We start from the raw sequence: 17,203 nt of genomic DNA, 5'->3' as shown, positions 1-17,203 counted from the left end.
GCCGGCTGTGAAGAAGGCCTGGCGCTGCTTCGCACCGAGGAATTGCACATGTCGTTGCTTCCGAAGGCGCCGCTGAGTATCTCTCTGCGCACGAAGCTCATCCTCAGCTTTGTCGTGGTGGTCTTGCTTTCGGGTACGATTGCGGCATGGGTCGGCTTCCGTCTCATCGGCGACGTCGTGGTTCGACAGGCGCAGGACAAGGTGCGCAACGACCTCAACACCGCCCGGGCTTTGTATCGCAACAAGTTGGAACGCATCCGCGACGTGGTGGAGCTCACGTCGATCCGCTACTATGTCCGTGAAGGCATGATTGCCGGCAACATCAAAGCCTTGGGCAGGGAGCTGCAGCGCACCTTGGAAATGGAGTCACTGGACGTACTGAGCGCCACGGATGCGCGGGGCAGGGTCATCTTCCGGGCGCGCAACCCAGCACTGGCCGGTGACAGCCAGACGGAGGACGAGATCGTGCGGCGCGTGCTGCTGACCGGGCAAACGGTCGCTGGCACCACCATCATCCCGCGCGAGGAACTGCTCAAGGAGGGCCAGAACCTTGCCGAACGGGCCCGCCTCACCGTCATCCCCACGCCCATGGCCAAGCCCCGGCCAGCCGGCGAGGAGACCAGCGGCATGATGCTCAAGGCCGCTGCTCCGGTACTCGATGAAGCCGGAAATCTGCTGGGCGTCATCTATGGCGGCGTGCTGCTCAACCGCTACTACGACCTCGTCGACACCATCAAGCAGACCGTCTACCAGGGAGAGGTGTACAAGGGCAAGGAGATCGGTTCGGCCACCATTTTCCAGGGCGACCTGCGGATCGCCACGAACGTCTTGCGCGAGGATGGCACGCGCGCCATCGGCACGCAGGTCTCGGCGGCAGTACATGACCGCGTGCTGGTGCAGGGCCTGCCGTGGATCGAGCGTGCCTTTGTCGTCAGCCACTGGTACATCACCGCCTATGAGCCCATCCGCAACCTTTCTGGCAACATCATCGGCATTTTGTACGTGGGAATGCTGGAGCAAAAGTTCGCCGACCTGCGCCGCGCCACCCTGTTCACTTTCATGGGCATCACGCTGGCAGGAGTGGTGGGCGCCTTGCTCATCAGCATCGTGCTGGCCAACGGCATTCTTAAGCCGCTGCGTCGTCTGGCGGAGGCAACACGGCAGCTGGCCGAGGGCGACCTTAGCCACAAAGTGCACGTGAACTCGCGAGATGAGATCGGCACGCTGGGGCACATGTTCAACTTCATGGCCGCCTCGCTGCTCGACCGCGACGAACAGCTCAAGCAGCGCGCGCAACAGACCATCATGCAATCCGAGCGCTTGGCCACGGTCGGGCAGTTGGCAGCCGGCGTTGCCCACGAGCTCAACAACCCGCTGGGCGGCATCCTTCTCTACGCCAACCTCCTTCTGGAGAAAGCTAAGGACGGTGACCCGATCAAAGAGGACTTGCAGGTCATCGTCCGGGAGACAGAGCGCTGCCGCAAGATCGTGCGCGGCCTGTTAGACTTTTCCAGACAAACCAGGCTGGAGATGACCGTCACCGACCTCAACAAGATTGTTACCACCACCCTCGACTTGGTGGTCACCCAGGCTATCTTCAAAGGGATCACCGTCACTCGCAACCTTGCTCCGTTGTTGCCGAAGGTGATGGTGGACGTTGGGCAGATGCAGCAAGTGCTCATCAACATCATCATGAACGCTGCCGAGGCCATGGCGGGCAGCGGCACGCTCGAGGTAGCCACCTGGGTGACTGAGGAAAACGGTTACGTGGTCACTTCCATCCGGGACACTGGGCCAGGCATCCCCGAGGAGATCCGGAGCAAGATATTTGACCCCTTCTTCACCACCAAACCGCTGGGCAAGGCAACCGGGTTGGGACTCTCCATCGCCTTCGGCATCATCAGGAAGCACAATGGCATCATCAAGGTGGAGAGCGAAGTTGGCAAAGGGACGACCTTTCACATCAAACTGCCGGTGATGGATGCGGCGCATGAGCGAGCAAAGCGGTAGCGTCAACATCTTGGTTGCAGACGACGATGCGAGCATCCGCGAAGGGTGCGAGCGGGTGTTGCGCGGCGAGGGCTATCGGGTGCGCACCGCAGCGGACGGCCTCGAGGCGTTGCGGGCGCTGCAGACAGAACACTTCGACATCGCCCTCTTGGACCTGAAAATGCCGGGGCAAGACGGCATTGAGGTGCTGCGCCAAATCAAGCGCCAGGCCCTTGCCACCGACGTGGTGATGATCACCGGCTATGCCACCGTGGAAACCGCCGTCGAAGCGATGCGCCTCGGCGCCTACGACTACGTCCCGAAGCCCTTCCCGCCCAGCGAAGTGCGCCAGGTGGTCGCCAAGGTCCTGAAGAAGCGGGAGCTGCTCAGCGGCCCGCCAGAGCAAGAGTGGAAGATCGAGTTGGACGGCCGCACCGACATCATTGTCGGCGACAGCCCACGCATGCGGGAGGTCTTTCGGCTCGTCAAAAAGGTCGCTCCCACCGACTCCACGGTGCTCATCTACGGGGAAAGCGGCACCGGCAAAGAGCTCATCGCGCGCGCCATCCACTACAATAGCCACCGCCGCGACAAGCCCTTCCTGACGGTCGATTGCGGCTCATTGGTGGAGACGCTGTTCGAGAGCGAGCTCTTCGGGCACGTCAAGGGAGCGTTCACCGGCGCCATCGAGACAAAACATGGCAGCTTCGAGCTGGCAAACGGCGGCACCTTTCTGTTCGACGAAATCGGCAATATCTCGCTCAGCATGCAGGCCAAGATCCTGCGGGCAATTCAGGAGCGCGAGATCCGCCGCGTGGGCGGTACGACCACCATCAAGGTGGACGTGCGCGTCATCGCCGCCACCAATCGCGACCTCCGCCGCTGCGTGCAGGAAGGGACATTCCGCGAGGACTTGTACTACCGCCTGAGCGTCATCCCCATCTACCTGCCCTCGTTGCGCGAGCGCAAGGAGGACATTCCGCTCTTGGCACGCCATTTCCTGCAGAAGTACAACCAGCGGCGCAAGCGCGACATCCACGACATCTCGCCCGCGGCGATGCAGCTGCTGTGCAACTATCACTGGCCGGGTAACGTGCGCGAGCTGGAAAACGTCATCGAGCGGGCCGTGGTGATCGAAGACAGCGACCAGATCACACCCGACAGTCTCCCTGCGCATCTCCGCGTCGAGGAGAAGGCCCAGCCCGCTGAGCAGTTCCAGATCCGCACCTTGGAGGAGCTGGAGAAAGAACACATTATCCGCACCCTCATTGCCACCGACTGGAATCGCTCCCGCGCCGCGCAACTGCTGGGCATCGACCGCAAGACGCTGTACGAGAAGATCAAGCGCTACCAAATCAAGACCATGTAGTCGCCGCTGCCCACATCGGCTCCCGGTCCAGTCAATTCACCGCGCACCTCAGGGTCCGAGCCATGGCCGCTCGGCTCTCGCACAAGCTCCCCACCATGGACACCTTGCTTCGCCGCCAGGTGGGGAAAAATACCCCACTGCGGAGGATTGCCCCACTTCGGTTCCTGCTGGTTTTATGCGCAAACCAGGCTCAGTTGCAGGCCCGTTGAAGGCCGCGGCGCTCGCCGGCAAGTGAGACTGTGGAGAAACACCCCACTGCGCTGCTGCGCCGGCAGTTCGGAGGTGCCATTGTCCCCCAGAGGTGCCCTTTCCATCCCTTGTTATTCAAGGAGTTGCATGGAGCGCTGGACGTGCCTTCATCGTGCCCACTTCCTGGCACGGGTCTTGTAAAGAGGACGGCGGAATGGAAAGCGAAAGAACACACGAACGGGGCGAGGCCGAAGTAAGGCCCCCCATCCACTGCTTGGCCAACATCCTGGTGGTCGGCGACCAGCAGGACCCGTGCATACGCGAGCTGACGCAGTTTGTTTACGCCCACGGCTATTGCATCGAGGCAGAGGCCGACATTGCCGAGGCCATTCGCCGCGTGCAGGAGCACAAGTTCGAAGTCATCGTGCTGGATGCCAAGGTGGAGGGGATGCGCCCCGAGCGCGCGGTGAGCATCCTGCGCGGACTGGACCCAAAATCGAAAATCATCGTCAAGAGCACGCACAACACCCGAGAGCTTGAGGCAGAGATCCGCAAGGCGCGGGTCTACTATTACCACCTCGAGTGCTTCGGCATAGAAGATTTGAAGGTGGCCGTGCTTTCGGCATTGCAAGGAGCAACGGCCGAACTGCAGGCTGCAACAAAAGAGGTTCACCCCATGGACTCCAAAGCAAGAATCCTCATCGTGGACGACGACCCGGACTTTGTGGAAATCAACAAGACCGTGCTGGAAACACACGGCTTCCAGACGGCAGCCGCCTACACTCCGGAAGAGGCATGGCAGGCACTGGGCACCTGGCAACCCGACCTCATCATGTTGGACGTGATGATGCCCAAAGGCACCGAAGGTTTCCACCTCGCCTATCGCCTGCGCGCTGACCAGCAGTACCGAAAGATCCCCGTGCTGATGGTCACTCAGATCAATCAGATGGCAGAGTTCCGCTTTTCCCCGGAGACCGATGGCGACTTTCTGCCGGTCGAAGATTTTGTGGAGAAGCCGGTCCGCCCCGATGAGCTCGTGCAGCGCATCGAATCGCTCCTTGCCAAGGCGCGCCGCAGCTCATGGGAGAAGGTGGATACCTACAAGGGCATGGGTTTGAAAAAACAGTCATAAGGATGGCGGGAGTCGATGAGAAGCACGCCGCGCATACTGGTCGTTGACGATGAGGAGATCATTCGCCTCGGTTGTCAACGCATTCTAAGCGATGAATACTATGAGGTGCTCACCGCTGGAGACGGCTGTGCCGGGTTGGCGCTGGTGAGAGAGAAATCGCCGGACCTGGTGTTGGTCGACCTGCTCATGCCTGAGATGGGGGGCATGGAGCTCTTGGAGGCCATCCACCAGCACGACAAGAAGATCGTGACCATTGTCATCACCGGCTACGCGACCATCGAATCGGCAGTGGAGGCAGTGAAGAAGGGCGCGTTCGACTACCTCCCCAAGCCGTTCGGCCCGGAGGAACTTCGCGCGGCCATCCTGCGCGGCCTGGAAAGGCGGCGCCTCCTGCTTGAGACCGAGCGCCTGCGCAAAGAACGGGAACGCAACCTGCTGGAGCTTGCGGTGGAGCGGTCGCGCACGGCCACTATCATCCAGTCCATGGGGGAAGGGCTCCTCGTCGTGAACCAAAAGCGGCAGTTGGTGCTTCTCAACCCGGTGGCCCAGAAGATGCTGCGCTTGCACGACGCCCAAGCGCTGGGCAAGCCAATCGAGGCACTCCTCCAGAACAAGGCCCTCGAGGAGTTCATGCTCGGTGCGCTGGCCCAACATGGCAGCCACCCGGTACTGGCCAGAAAGGAGATCCCCAGCGGACATGAGCCCAACACGGTGCTGGCGGCCACCCTCTCGCCGATTCTGAGCGACACGAACGAGGTCATCGGCGTTGTGGTGGTCCTGCGGGACATCTCCGAGCAAAAGCGGATCGAGAAGAGCAAGTCCGACTTTGTGCGCATGGTCGCCCATGAGCTGAAGGCGCCCATCGGAGCCATCGAAGGCTACCTCAACTTGATTCTGGACGGCATGGTCAAAGGCGACCAGGCGCGGCAGAGGCAGATCCTCGAACGCTGCCGGGACCGCGCGGCTGCTCTGCTCAGCCTCATCCGCGACCTGCTGGACCTCTCCGCCATCGAAGCCGGCAAAGTGGCCCAGGAGATGGCCCCGGTGGAAGTGGACAAAATCCTCAAGGAAGTAGTCGAACTCATGGGCAGCGAGGCCCGCGCCCAGGAGGTCACCCTGAAGCTCTCCACCGCCGAACGCCTACCCAAAGTGGTGGGGGATCGCGAGGACTTGATGCGGGTGTTCACCAATCTGGTGAGCAATGCCATCAAGTACAATCGTCCGGGCGGGGAGGTCACCGTGTCGGCCAGCAGCCAGGACTCCTACCTGGTGGTTGCGGTCAAGGACACCGGCTTCGGCATCCCCCCAGAAGAGCAGAGCAGAATCTTCGATGAGTTCTACCGGGTGAAGACCGAGCACACCCGGAAGATTTGTGGCACCGGCCTGGGTCTGGCCATCGCCAAGCGCATTGTGGAGTGCCACCGTGGCTACATCGAAGTGGAAAGTGAGGTAGATCGCGGCAGCACCTTTGCAGTTCACCTGCCCGCGTACAAGACGACATAGAGTTTGGTTAGCGCGAAAGACGCACACAAAGCAGAAGGAGAATCAGTCCATGGCGCAGAGGCCGAAAATCTTGATAGTCGATGACGATCCAGACTATGTGGAGATTACCAAGAGTATCTTGGAGAGCAAGGACTATGAGGTGGTAACCGCCCATTCCAAGGCCGAAGCTGAGCAGAGGATTGCCACGTCCAGGCCCGACCTCATCATCCTGGACATCATCATGGACCGCATGAACGACGGGTTCAAGCTCTGCTACCAGCTGAAGCATGATCCGGCTTTGCGTTCGATTCCGGTCTTTGCCATCTCTTCGGTGAACCAGGTGACCGGATTCACCTTCTCGCCGGAGACCGACGGCGAATACTTCGAGGCGGACGACTTTGCCGAAAAGCCGATAAAGGCCGATGAGCTCCTGCGACGAGTCGAAAACCTCCTTAGGAAGAACTGACCCACCTGCACGAAAGGTAGACCGATGAAGATCGTCACTTTGTCCAAGAGCAATCTCCTTCCGTTTCTCGAGGCCAGCAGGTCCTTTGGCGAGCTCCACGCGCCCCTCAAGAGAGGTGAGAAGAGCTGCGCCTTTGCCCAAGTCGAGGACGTAGCCGATATTCAAGTTGGCTGCCTGCGCACCATTCTGCCGCCCAAGAAGTACTTCATGCCGCCAGAGCAGACGATGTTTGCCTTCTCCACGGACGGTTACGCCCCAGTGAACGAAGAGGCAGGCAAGCGATACGTCCTTTTCGGCCTTCACCCTTGCGATATTCACGGCATTAAGATTCTGGACCTGGTCTTCAGCGGCGCGTACACAGACCCCTATTACTTCGAGCGACGAAAGCACGTGGCGATAATTGGCCTGGACTGCATTCCCGACCAGCTCTGCTTCTGCAACTCCATGGGAACCTACTTTACCGAGGATGGCTTTGACCTGTTTCTAAGTGACATCGGCGACCGCTACATGGTGATGGTAGGTACCAGCCTCGGCGACGACATGATCAATGCCTCGCACCACCTCTTTGGCGAGGTAGACGAACGGGCAAAGGAAGAGTTCAAACGGCGGTCCAATGCCAGGCGGGAGCACTTTGCTGTGGAGGTGGAAACTTGGGGCCTGCCGGAGATTTTCGACCTGGAATACGAGAGTCGCCTGTGGAAGGAGGCCGGGGAGAAGTGCCTCAGTTGCGGCGCTTGCTCGATGGTCTGCCCCACCTGCTACTGCTACGACGTGCTCGACCTATTGGAACTCAATGCGCAACAGGGCGTGCGCAAGCGCCGTTGGGACTCTTGCCTCTTCAAAGATTATGCGCTGGTGGCCGGCGGACACAACTTCCGCAAGGAGAGGTCCTCTCGGGTGAAGAACCGCTTCTTCCACAAGCAGCGCGGCTTTGTTGCTGAGTACGGCCGACCCGCCTGCACCGGTTGCGGACGCTGCATCGAGGCATGCCCGGCGGACATCAACATCATCGAACTCATCACCAAACTGCGGAGCGAGGCCCATGTCTGACCACCTACCCAAGGACAACCCTTATCAGCCGCATCTGGCGCGGATCGTGCGCATCCTGCCGCAGATACCCGATCATCGCCTGTTCCAGTTGCGCTTTGAGGACGATGAGGTGGCGCGCAACTTCAAGCACCGGCCAGGCCAGTTTGTGGAATTGAGCGTGCTCGGCACCGGCGAGGCGCCCATCTCCATCTCGTCCTCCCCGACCAGGCCTGGTGTACTGGAGCTCTGCGTGCGCAAGGTAGGACGCGTTACCGAGGCGCTGTTCAGGCTTCCAGTTGATTCACTAATCGGCATCAGGGGGCCGTATGGCAACGGCTACCCGGTCCAGGAGATGGAAGGGCACAACCTCCTCTTGGTCGCCGGCGGCCTGGGCATGGCACCGCTGCGTTCCCTGCTCTGGTATGCCATGGACAACCGCAGCAAGTTCCAGGACATCATCCTCATGTACGGCGCCCGCGTGCCCGGCGACATGCTCTTCAAGTACGAGCTCCTGGGCCTGTTGGACCAACCGGACATCACCTGTCTGCTCACCGTCGACCGTGACGACACCGGCAGGTGGCCGGCGCACATCGGCGTGGTACCCAAGCTCTTCGACAAGGTCACACTCGACCCCAAGACCACCATCGCTGCGGTATGTGGCCCGCCGGTGATGTACAAGTTTGTCCTGCAGAAGCTCTTGGAGCGCAACTTTTCTAAGGACCACATCCTGATGTCTTTGGAGCGCAAGATGAAGTGTGGCGTGGGCAAGTGCGGCCACTGTGCCATCGGCTACAAGTACACCTGCCTGGACGGCCCCATTTTCACCTACTGGGACGTCATCAACCTGCCAGAGGTGGTGTGAGGAGGAAACGGACGATGATAGTGAAACCCAAGATTGGCATCTTCGGACTGACCGGCTGCAGTGGCGAGCAGATTGTCATCCTCAACTGCGAGGATGAACTGCTGGACATCGCCGGCGCCGTGGACATACGCGCGTTTCACACTGCCACCTCCGACAACGACGAGGAAGGGCCGTTGGACATCGCCTTTGTGGAAGGCTCGGTGGTCAAGCCCGAGGAGGTGGAGCTGCTGAAGAAGATCCGCAAGCGCGCCAAGCTGCTCGTGGCCATTGGCACCTGCGCCACCTGCGGCGGCATTCCGGCAATGCACAACGAGCTCGCGCGCGAGGAACTGTGCAAGGCAGTCTACGGTGGCAACGGCGACTGCTTCGAGACCATCCCGCCGCAACCCTTGCGCACTTTTGTCAAAGTGGACTATGCCATCTCCGGCTGCCCGATGGAGAAGGAGGATTTTCTCCGCGCCATCCCCATGCTGCTGCACGGCGATCTGCCCCTCCTGCCCAACTACGCCGTCTGCACCGAGTGCAAGATGCGCGAGAATGAATGCCTCCTGGTCACGCGCGGCCAGCTCTGTCTGGGGCCGCTGACCCAGGCCGGGTGCAACGCCCGCTGTCCCGGCTACGGGGTGGCCTGTTGCGGCTGCCGCGGCCCGGTGGACGAGGCCAACGTCGCCTCTGAGGTGAAGATTCTGCAGGAGAAAGGATTCACCCTGGTGGATGTTCACAATGCGCTGCGCACCTTTGCCGCTCCCGCGCAGGCGCTGCAAGCGGAACTTGTGAGAGGAAAGAACGAATGAGCACGTCTATCGTCATCGATCATCTGTGTCGAATTGAAGGACATGGCGGCATTATCGTTGAGATCAAGAACGGCAAAGCCACCAGGGTGCATATGGACATCCTGGAGGGCACACGGTTTTTCGAAGCGTTGCTCAAGGGGCGCATCTACAGTGAGGTGCCGGCAATTGTCTCCCGCATCTGCTCCATCTGCTCGGGCGTGCACACCATCACTTCGCAATTGGCTGTGGAGGACGCCTTTGGCGTAAAGGTCAGCCGGCAGACCACCCTGCTCCGCGACCTCTTCTTGCAAGGCGGCAACATCGAGAGCCACGCGCTCCACGTCTTTTGCTTGGCGCTCCCTGACTACCTGGGCTACAGCGGCGCCATCGCCATGGCCGCCGACCACCCGGACAAAGTCAAGTTGGGTCTGGAGCTGAAGAAAATTGGCAACACGGTGCAGGAAGTGGTCGGCGGTCGCGCCGTGCACCCGGTGAACACCGTGGTCGGGGGATTCGGCAAAGTCCCCAGCGCGGCCGAGCTGCGGGAGCTGCGTGCCCAGCTGGTGGCGGGCATGGACCTGGCCCAGAAAGCTGTCGACTTTATGGCCACTCTGGAGACGCCGCGCTTCACCGAGTCGCCCACGGTCTACGCTGCCCTCCGTCCCGCGGACGGCTCTTTCTCGCTCGTGGGCGAACAGATCTGCCTCTCCACCGGAGAGGTCTTCCCGACCCATGACTACCGCAAGGTGTGCAACGAGTTCGTGGTCAAACACTCGCACTCCAAGCACAGCATGTACAAAGGGCAGCCGTTCATGGTGGGTGCCTTGGCCAGATTGATGATCAACGGCAAGGCCCTCACCGGGAAGGCAAAGGAAGCGGCCGAACGTCTCGGGCTGAATACCTTCACCGAGAACATCTTCCACAACAATACGGCGCAAGTGGTGGAACTGGTCTATTCACTGGAGCATTCCATCGCGCTGATTGATGAGCTGCTACAGGCCGGCATCAAGCAGGAGAAGCCTGCAGCGGTGGAGCTCAGAGCAGGCCAGGGCACAGGCGCGGCCGAGGCGCCCCGCGGCATTCTTTACCACAGCTACTCCTTCGACGACAAGGGACGCTTGACGTCTGCAGACGTCATCGCGCCGACGTCGCAAAACGCCGCCAACATCGAGAAAGACATGCGCGTGGCGGTGGAACGATTGGCCAGCGAGCCGAAGGAGGTGTTGGCGCACAAGCTGGAAATGGTCGCCAGGGCCTATGACCCCTGCCTGTCCTGCTCGGTGCACCTGGTGGACCTGGGCAATGGGTGATCGTCCGGCACATACCCTGGTGGTCGGCGTCGGCAATGTGCTCCTGGCCGACGAGGGCGTCGGGGTGCACGCGGCAAATCTGCTGCAGGCGGCGCGCCTGCCTGAGCACGTCCGGGTCATGGAATGCGGCACCAACTTCATGGCAGCCGCCACACATCTCCGCGGTGCACGCAAGGTGGTCATCGTCGACGCGGTGCGTGCCGGCAGCAAGCCCGGGACAATCCATCGCCTCACCTACGAGGAGCTGGAGCGGGCAGGTGCCGGGCTACGTTTTGCCCACCAGGTCAGCTTGCTCTCCTCGCTCCGGTTGCTGCGGCTTGCCGAGCCGGCTCTAGCCAAAGCTGAGGTCATCCTGCTGGGGGTGGAACCGGCGACCGTATCTGGCGGGATGGAGATGTCACCAGAGGTGCGCGCGGCTCTGCCCCGGCTAATCGAGGCGGTACGCGCCGAACTGTGAGCCAAAAGGCAGAGGCGAGCGCAACCATCGCCAAACCGTGCCCGCGCGGGCCACGTGCGGAGGCGCGGGCGAAAAGGTTACAGGGGGCCACATGAGGCTCTCGCTACGCACAAAGCTCCTTGCCTCGTCGGTCGCGGTTGTCGTGGCCTCGGGCATCGTGGTGACCTGGCTCGGCCTTCGCCTGATCGGCGACCGGCTGGTGAGGCAGGCCCAGGAGAAGGTGCGCAGCGATCTCAATGCGGCGCGCGCGCTGTACGAGGAAAACGCGGGCGACATCACCGACGTGGTGCGCCTGACTGCGTCGCGCTTTTTCCTCCAGGAGGCGCTGCGCGCTGGGGACGTGCGCCGCCTGCAAGAAGAGATCATCCGCACCCGCAACCACGAGTGCCTGGATATCCTCACTGTCACTGACGCGCATGGCAGAGTCCTGTTCAGGGCGGCAAACCCTGTCTGCGCCGGGGACTCGCAAGCAGATGACCCCCTTGTGGCGGCCGTGCTCGCCTCCCAGCGGCACTGCTGGGCAACGGAGGTGGTATCACGTGCCCAGTTGCTCCTGGAGAGCCCAGAGCTGGCCGAGCAAGCCAAGATGCAGCTCTTGCCCACGCCGCGCGCCCGCGTCCGGACAGAGAACGAGGAAACTTCCGGCATGATGATCAAGGCCGCCGCGCCAGTGCTCCGCGAGGACGGCACACTTCTGGGCGTGCTCTACGGCGGCGTGTTGCTAAACCGCAACTTCGAGATTGTCGACCGCATCAAGAACACGGTCTATCAAGGGGAGCGCTACAAGGGCAAGGACGTCGGCACCGCCACCATCTTTCAAGATGACCTGCGCATCGCCACCAATGTGACCTTTCCTGACGGCGGCCGAGCCATAGGCACGCGTGTGTCCGAGGAGGTGTACGAGCACGTGGTGGGCAAGGGCCTTGCCTGGACCAGCCGCGCCTTCGTCGTGCACGACTGGTACATCACCGCCTACGAGCCTATTCGCAATCTCAAGGGGGACATCATCGGCATGCTTTACGTGGGCATGCTGGAGGCTCCCTATCGCGACCTGCGCCGCAAGGTGATGGCCAGCTTCCTGGGCGCCGCTTTGGCCAGCATCCTCCTCCTTGCCGCCGTCACCTACTTTTCCACCACCTCCGCCATCAAGCCCATCGACAAGCTTCTTGCCGCGATGCAAAAGGTCGGGCAGGGTGACCTGTCGCAGCGCGTGTCGGTCTCCACGAAGGACGAATTGGGCCGCCTCGCCCATTCCTTCAACCAGATGATTGCCCAGCTGGAACAGCTGACCCAAAGCTATCGGGCCCTCACCGAAGACCTCGAACGCAAGGTGGCGGAGCGCACCAAGGAGCTGCAACAGGCACAAGAGCAGCTCGTGCAGTCGGAAAAGCTCAGCTCCCTGGGGAAACTCGCTGCAGGCGTCGCGCACGAGATCAATAACCCGCTCACCTCGATCATGCTCAACAGCCACCTCTTGGCAGAACAGTTTGCTGGCGACCAACGGGTCAGCGAGGCGCTGAAGCTCATCATCGATGAGACCGCTCGCTGCAGCGCCATCGTGCGTGGCCTCTTGGAGTTTTCTCGCCAGCAGCCCCCGCAGCGCGAGCCCACGGACGTCAACGAAATAGTCAACCGCACCTTGCAACTCTGCGAGAGCCAGATTCTCATGGCAAAGATCAAGGTACGCACTTCTCTTGCCCATGACCTGCCGCGGTTGCTGCTTGACCGGCAGAAAATGACCCAGGTATTCACCAATCTCGTCATCAATGCCATCGAGGCCATGCCGGACGGGGGCACGCTCACTGTCATCTCTCGCCTTCACGGGCAAGATGCCGTGGAGGTCATCTTCGCCGATACAGGGTGCGGCATCCCGCGCCACATCTTGGGCAGGATTTTCGACCCCTTCTTCACCACCAAACAGGGCAAGGGTACAGGACTCGGGCTGTCGGTCAGTTACGGCATTGTGCAGGCGCACGGCGGGACAATCACCGTGGAAAGCGAAATGGAGAATGGTACCATGGTGACCGTGCGTCTACCCGTACAAGTGTCGGATGCAGCTCAGCAAGGAGGACGATCATGAGCGCTCGCTCCAGAGTATTGGTGGTCGACGACGAGGTGCCGGTCTGCAAGAGCATGGCCGCGGCCATCGCCGACCAAAATCGCGAGGTGGACACCGCCTTGAGCGGCGAGGAAGCTTTGAGCAAAGACCTGGCCGCCCCTTACGACGTTATCGTCGCAGACCTGATGATGCCCGGACTCAGTGGCATGGACTTGCTCAAGGCCCTCAAAGAGAGGCGGCCAGACGTGGCGGTAATCATGGTCACCGGCTATCCCTCTATCAAGAGCGCGGTACAGGCAATCAAGTTGGGGGCCTTCGACTACATCCCCAAGCCTTTTACCCCCTCGGAGCTCCGCAGCCTGGTGGCGCGCGCCGAGGAGCGCATGAGGGTACTGCGTCCCGCCCGCGAGGCCCCTCCAGAGGAGAAGTTGGTGGTCATGCCGCCAGGCCTGTATGCCATCCCTGAGCACTCCTGGGCGCGGCTCATGCCGGATGGCACCGTGCAGGTGGGGATGCACCACATCTTCCAGATGAGCATCAGGCGGCTGGTCTCGGTGCAGCTCCCGGAAGTCAACAGCGTTGTCAACCAGGGCGAGGTGATCGCCCGTGTGTCCGGCTATGACCGCAACGTCTACAGGCTGTGGACGCCGGTGAGCGGCACGGTGGTTGGGGTGAACGAGAAGGTGAAGGAAGACCCCCAAATAACCGCCCGCGCCCCTTACGGCGAAGGCTGGTTGGCCCTCCTGCAACCAAGCCGTTTAGAGGACGACCTCAGGAACCTGGTTCGCTCCTGACATGCCGCTTCCTGAGACAACAGGCCTGCATAAGTCCTTGAGGCAGGTGCTGGCCACCTACGAGCCCTGGGAGCTCGTCTATCGCAGCCCTCGAGGTGAATGGACAGGGCCGCCACGCACCTTGCAGGAACGCATCGCCAACGAGCTTTGGCATCGCCTCTACCAGGCACATCTCGACGAGCAGGGGTCGGAACAGATTGTCCAGCTCCTCGCCCTCTTCTCTGCACACCGCCAGCACTGGAGCAGAACCCGCCGCCTGCACGAGCACCTTGCCGGGGAGGGCGTTCCCTTCTCGCCTGTACAAGCCACCATCGATGTGTGTGTCCGCCTCTTGGAACTGGCGGTGCTTGAGCGCTTGGTCACCCGCTACGTGCCGCCATGGGATGTGCGCGCGCAGGAAGCATCGGCAACCTTCCGGGAGCGGCACCGCCAGGCGCTGGACACCCTTGCGAGGGCCTGGGAGGAAGCCGGCGCGGAGGAGTGGCTGGTAACCACGAGCAAGCACCTTGCCGGCGAGGAATTCCCGCTGACTGCAGAGATCGTGCGTGTCCTTGTGCACGAAGAGGAATTGCGGCAACGGCTGGGCGACCTGCTGGCATCAGCTCCCCTCTCTTCGCCGGGCCCACAGGAGCCGTGGACGTTTTTCGGCGAGCAGCTGGGCCCGTCCATTGGCATGGGGTTGGGACCACCACAGGCCCTCCTGCGCCCCTGCCTGGGGCTCCTCGAGCTTGCTTCTGTACCCGTCTCCAGCGGACTGCAGTTCGAGGCGGTCAACATTGTCAGCCGGCTCTGCGATAGCCGCAGCGCAGGGGCCTTGCGCCGGCTTTTGGCGAGGACGCCGGCCGGCTACACCAACCTTCGCTGCGCCGCCCTCTTCGCCCTGGGCAACCTTAGAGACCCCCAAGCCTGCCAGATCTGCATGGACATCCTGCGCGGCCCAGAGTGCGTCACTGTCCAGCACGAAGGCACAGGCCAAAGTTACGAGCAGCCCCTTCACCGCGAAAAGACCGAGGCGATCTGGGCACTGGGCAAGTTGGGGACGGAAGCCTCCCCCGCCTTGCCTCTGCTCAGCTCCTTTGCCGAGCACACCGACCGGGACCTTCGCGTAGCCCTTGCCTGGTCATTGGGACAGATCGGGAAAGCGCAAAAGGAAAAACAAGGGGGCATCGACGCCGAGGTGGTCATTGCCCTCCTGCGGTTGCTTGCCTCCAGGGAGCCGCGCGCAGTGGAAGAAGCGGCCTTTGCCCTGCGCAATCTGGAACTTCCTGATTTCTTGCACACCCTCTATCTTCACGACTTCGCCGCAATGCCGATCCTGGCCCTCAAGCCTTGCAGCACCGGGCTGTACGAGCTCTCCGAGACCCTTTTCCACCTCATGGAGGTCAAGCACCCCGTGGTCATGGCCGTAACAGGCGACTCGGGCACCGGAAAAACCTACTTCTGCCAGGCCATTGCGCAGGGTTTTGCGCACCTGCGCGCCAGCGATATCCTCTACCTCATGCGGGACAAACCGGCAAACAGAATTTTCAACCGCCTCCTCGGCATGGAGTGGCTCCGTACCCACGTCGAACCGCAGTACTACCAGGACGACTCCATCGCGCCGGAAGAGGACGACCCCGAGCGGTACTTTGAGGAATTCATGGCGCAACACGCCAGCAAGAAGCTGATCATCCTGGATGGTTGGCGCGACGAAGCCTACTTCCACCGCGTCATCGAAAGGTTCTACGAGCGCGGCTTCCTCGACGTAATTGTCAGCTTTCGTACCACCTATTCGACGCGGCGACTCAATCTCGAGCAGCGCGAGGGGAATTTGGAGAGCGTCTCCTCCCACCTCAGCTTAGTTGAGGACCCCCCCATCGAGGGCACGCGCCTCTATCGCGAAGGCGAGGTGCTCATCTACAACTTGGACAACTCCATCCCCTCTCGGCTCACCATGCCGGAGATACAGCAAGTGTTCGCCGCCAGAAAGGTTCGCGCCTGGGGGGAACATATCAGCATCGGCCCCTTCCTGGAACGGCGTAGCCCCCTGAGCCGCCAGACGTTCAATGCCAGCGTGCGCACGGAGCACGTGGAAATCGTGCCGAGGCCATGGCAAGGCACTCCCCCTGAAACTTTCCTGCCGGAGGAGAGCAGTTTTGTCAGGCTCCCCAACCCTGACCTGGCGAGCGAACCTCATTTGCTGGAAACTCTCGACACCCGCGGGCTGGAAATCACCAAGGTCGCCTTCTACACTCACGGTCAGGTGGCCTTTGGCGCCGAAGACGGCCGGGTGGGGATCATGGTGGGATTTAATGACCGTCTCTTCGCACACCGGGCTCACCGAAGCAAGGTCGAAGCCCTGAGTGTGCTCGGTGCGCACCTGTGCAGCGTGGACCAGGAAGGGCACGTTCACCTCAGCAATTTCGAGAATGGCACCCACCGCCGGCTCCCAGGCTGCGAGTCACCTGCATGTCACGTGGTGGCCCTGCCGCCGCACAGGATGCTAACCGGCCACCGGGACGGACGCCTGACGGTGTGGGAACTGGATGCTGGGCTGAGCGTGGAACTGCCAGGCTGCGGCGCCCGCCTTCTCGCTCTGGCCGCCGACCGCCGCGGGCGAGTTTACGGAGCCAGCGATGATGGTAGCATGCGCATCTGGACCCTAGCGCGAGGTGAGCTGCGCACCCTGCGCAACCTGCCAGGGATCCCCCAGCAGATCGCACCCTACCCGGACGGTCGCGTGGCCGTGGCGCTTCTCTGCGAGCCGGCCACGGAAGAGATGGAAATCGCCGTCGCCCTTCTTGACCACGAGTCTGGTGAGGGGGAGCTTTATCGCGTGGGCAAAGGTAGGTCCGCTTGCCTCACTGCCTACCCGGACGGCCGCCTTTTCATCGGCGCAGTCGCGGTTGGCCAGAAAGGGACCTTGGGTGTGGTGGACCCGCGACCGGGCTCTTCCGCGGTCGCCTGGGTCAGTGGGCACGGGACGGCGACCACCTCCTGCCTGACCATGGGCCCGCGCATCATCACCTGTGCGCAGGAATCGGACCAGAAGCACACGGTCAAGATTTGGGGGGCGGCTTCCTACGTACAGCAAGAGCTGAGCCATCACGAGCTTCTCTCCCCAGGGCACCCTCGCCCTGCTTACTACCGGACGCTCTTCTAAGGCTGGCGGCCGGCCAGCACGGCGCTGCGCCGGCGACCACATGCTCCTACCGGCCCGTGGCGCGACCGCACCCGTAGGGGCGCACGGTGTAGGGGCGCACGGTGTAGGGGCGCACGGTGTAGGGGCGCACCGTGTAGGGGCGCACCGTGT

Annotated in this window: 13 protein-coding genes; all 13 read left to right on the top strand. The window is 61.9% G+C overall.

The genetic code is table 11. The features are described from left to right. The first annotated feature begins 48 nt into the window (after positions 1-48). The 13 genes from NUW13_07110 (at position 49) to NUW13_07050 (ending at position 17,053) form a co-directional block, all read left to right on the top strand. Positions 49-2,010, top strand: a complete 1,962-nt coding sequence (locus NUW13_07110) for a cache domain-containing protein (GenBank protein MCR4438797.1) — start codon at positions 49-51, stop codon at positions 2,008-2,010. After that, a complete protein-coding gene (locus NUW13_07105; GenBank protein ID MCR4438796.1) occupies positions 1,991-3,358 on the top strand; it encodes a sigma-54 dependent transcriptional regulator in 1,368 nt (455 codons plus the stop codon). Before NUW13_07110 ends, NUW13_07105 begins: the two co-directional genes overlap by 20 nt. Before the next feature lie 403 nt (positions 3,359-3,761). Then, on the top strand, positions 3,762-4,679 hold the full coding sequence (locus tag NUW13_07100) for a response regulator (GenBank protein MCR4438795.1): 918 nt from the start codon (positions 3,762-3,764) through the stop codon (positions 4,677-4,679). Between the two features lie 15 nt (positions 4,680-4,694). Further along, complete coding sequence (locus tag NUW13_07095) at positions 4,695-6,182, top strand: response regulator (GenBank protein ID MCR4438794.1); 1,488 nt, start codon at positions 4,695-4,697, stop codon at positions 6,180-6,182. Positions 6,183-6,231: 49 nt separating this feature from the next. After that, positions 6,232-6,627 (top strand): response regulator, encoded by a 396-nt coding sequence (locus NUW13_07090; protein MCR4438793.1) that lies wholly within the window; start codon positions 6,232-6,234, stop codon positions 6,625-6,627. A gap of 24 nt (positions 6,628-6,651) precedes the next feature. Beyond that, positions 6,652-7,677 carry a 4Fe-4S dicluster domain-containing protein gene (locus tag NUW13_07085; protein ID MCR4438792.1) on the top strand — a complete coding sequence of 342 codons (1,026 nt, stop codon included), beginning with the start codon at positions 6,652-6,654 and terminating at the stop codon, positions 7,675-7,677. Then, a complete protein-coding gene (locus NUW13_07080; protein ID MCR4438791.1) occupies positions 7,670-8,518 on the top strand; it encodes an FAD/NAD(P)-binding protein in 849 nt (282 codons plus the stop codon). Before NUW13_07085 ends, NUW13_07080 begins: the two co-directional genes overlap by 8 nt. Before the next feature lie 14 nt (positions 8,519-8,532). Beyond that, the gene (locus NUW13_07075) at positions 8,533-9,312 is read left to right on the top strand and encodes an NADH:ubiquinone oxidoreductase (protein ID MCR4438790.1); all 780 of its coding nucleotides are present in this window, start codon (positions 8,533-8,535) and stop codon (positions 9,310-9,312) included. Continuing rightward, complete coding sequence (locus NUW13_07070) at positions 9,309-10,601, top strand: Ni/Fe hydrogenase subunit alpha (GenBank protein ID MCR4438789.1); 1,293 nt, start codon at positions 9,309-9,311, stop codon at positions 10,599-10,601. The genes NUW13_07075 and NUW13_07070 overlap by 4 nt, the downstream gene beginning before the upstream one ends. After that, positions 10,594-11,058: a hydrogenase maturation protease gene (locus NUW13_07065; protein ID MCR4438788.1), complete on the top strand. Its 465-nt coding sequence runs from the start codon at positions 10,594-10,596 to the stop codon at positions 11,056-11,058. Before NUW13_07070 ends, NUW13_07065 begins: the two co-directional genes overlap by 8 nt. 91 nt (positions 11,059-11,149) lie before the next feature. Next, the gene (locus NUW13_07060; GenBank protein ID MCR4438787.1) at positions 11,150-13,138 is read left to right on the top strand and encodes a cache domain-containing protein; all 1,989 of its coding nucleotides are present in this window, start codon (positions 11,150-11,152) and stop codon (positions 13,136-13,138) included. Continuing rightward, positions 13,135-13,911, top strand: coding sequence for a response regulator (locus NUW13_07055; GenBank protein ID MCR4438786.1), 777 nt, complete (start codon positions 13,135-13,137; stop codon positions 13,909-13,911). The genes NUW13_07060 and NUW13_07055 overlap by 4 nt, the downstream gene beginning before the upstream one ends. 46 nt (positions 13,912-13,957) lie before the next feature. Further along, a complete protein-coding gene (locus NUW13_07050; GenBank protein MCR4438785.1) occupies positions 13,958-17,053 on the top strand; it encodes a HEAT repeat domain-containing protein in 3,096 nt (1,031 codons plus the stop codon). Positions 17,054-17,203 lie beyond the last annotated feature (150 nt).

The organism is candidate division KSB1 bacterium (assembly GCA_024655945.1).
Lineage (GTDB): Bacteria > Zhuqueibacterota > Zhuqueibacteria > JANLFK01 > Oleimicrobiaceae > Oleimicrobium.
This window is presented reverse-complemented; position numbering and strand designations above follow the sequence as displayed.

Bases quoted from the DNA above. Each gene is read 5' to 3' on its own strand.
- NUW13_07110 (MCR4438797.1), top strand. From the start codon at position 49: ATGTCGTTGCTTCCGAAGGCGCCGCTGAGTATCTCTCTGCGCACGAAG.
- NUW13_07105 (MCR4438796.1), top strand. From the start codon at position 1,991: ATGAGCGAGCAAAGCGGTAGCGTCAACATCTTGGTTGCAGACGACGAT.
- NUW13_07100 (MCR4438795.1), top strand. From the start codon at position 3,762: ATGGAAAGCGAAAGAACACACGAACGGGGCGAGGCCGAAGTAAGGCCC.
- NUW13_07095 (MCR4438794.1), top strand. From the start codon at position 4,695: ATGAGAAGCACGCCGCGCATACTGGTCGTTGACGATGAGGAGATCATT.
- NUW13_07090 (MCR4438793.1), top strand. From the start codon at position 6,232: ATGGCGCAGAGGCCGAAAATCTTGATAGTCGATGACGATCCAGACTAT.
- NUW13_07085 (MCR4438792.1), top strand. From the start codon at position 6,652: ATGAAGATCGTCACTTTGTCCAAGAGCAATCTCCTTCCGTTTCTCGAG.
- NUW13_07080 (MCR4438791.1), top strand. From the start codon at position 7,670: ATGTCTGACCACCTACCCAAGGACAACCCTTATCAGCCGCATCTGGCG.
- NUW13_07075 (MCR4438790.1), top strand. From the start codon at position 8,533: ATGATAGTGAAACCCAAGATTGGCATCTTCGGACTGACCGGCTGCAGT.
- NUW13_07070 (MCR4438789.1), top strand. From the start codon at position 9,309: ATGAGCACGTCTATCGTCATCGATCATCTGTGTCGAATTGAAGGACAT.
- NUW13_07065 (MCR4438788.1), top strand. From the start codon at position 10,594: ATGGGTGATCGTCCGGCACATACCCTGGTGGTCGGCGTCGGCAATGTG.
- NUW13_07060 (MCR4438787.1), top strand. From the start codon at position 11,150: ATGAGGCTCTCGCTACGCACAAAGCTCCTTGCCTCGTCGGTCGCGGTT.
- NUW13_07055 (MCR4438786.1), top strand. From the start codon at position 13,135: ATGAGCGCTCGCTCCAGAGTATTGGTGGTCGACGACGAGGTGCCGGTC.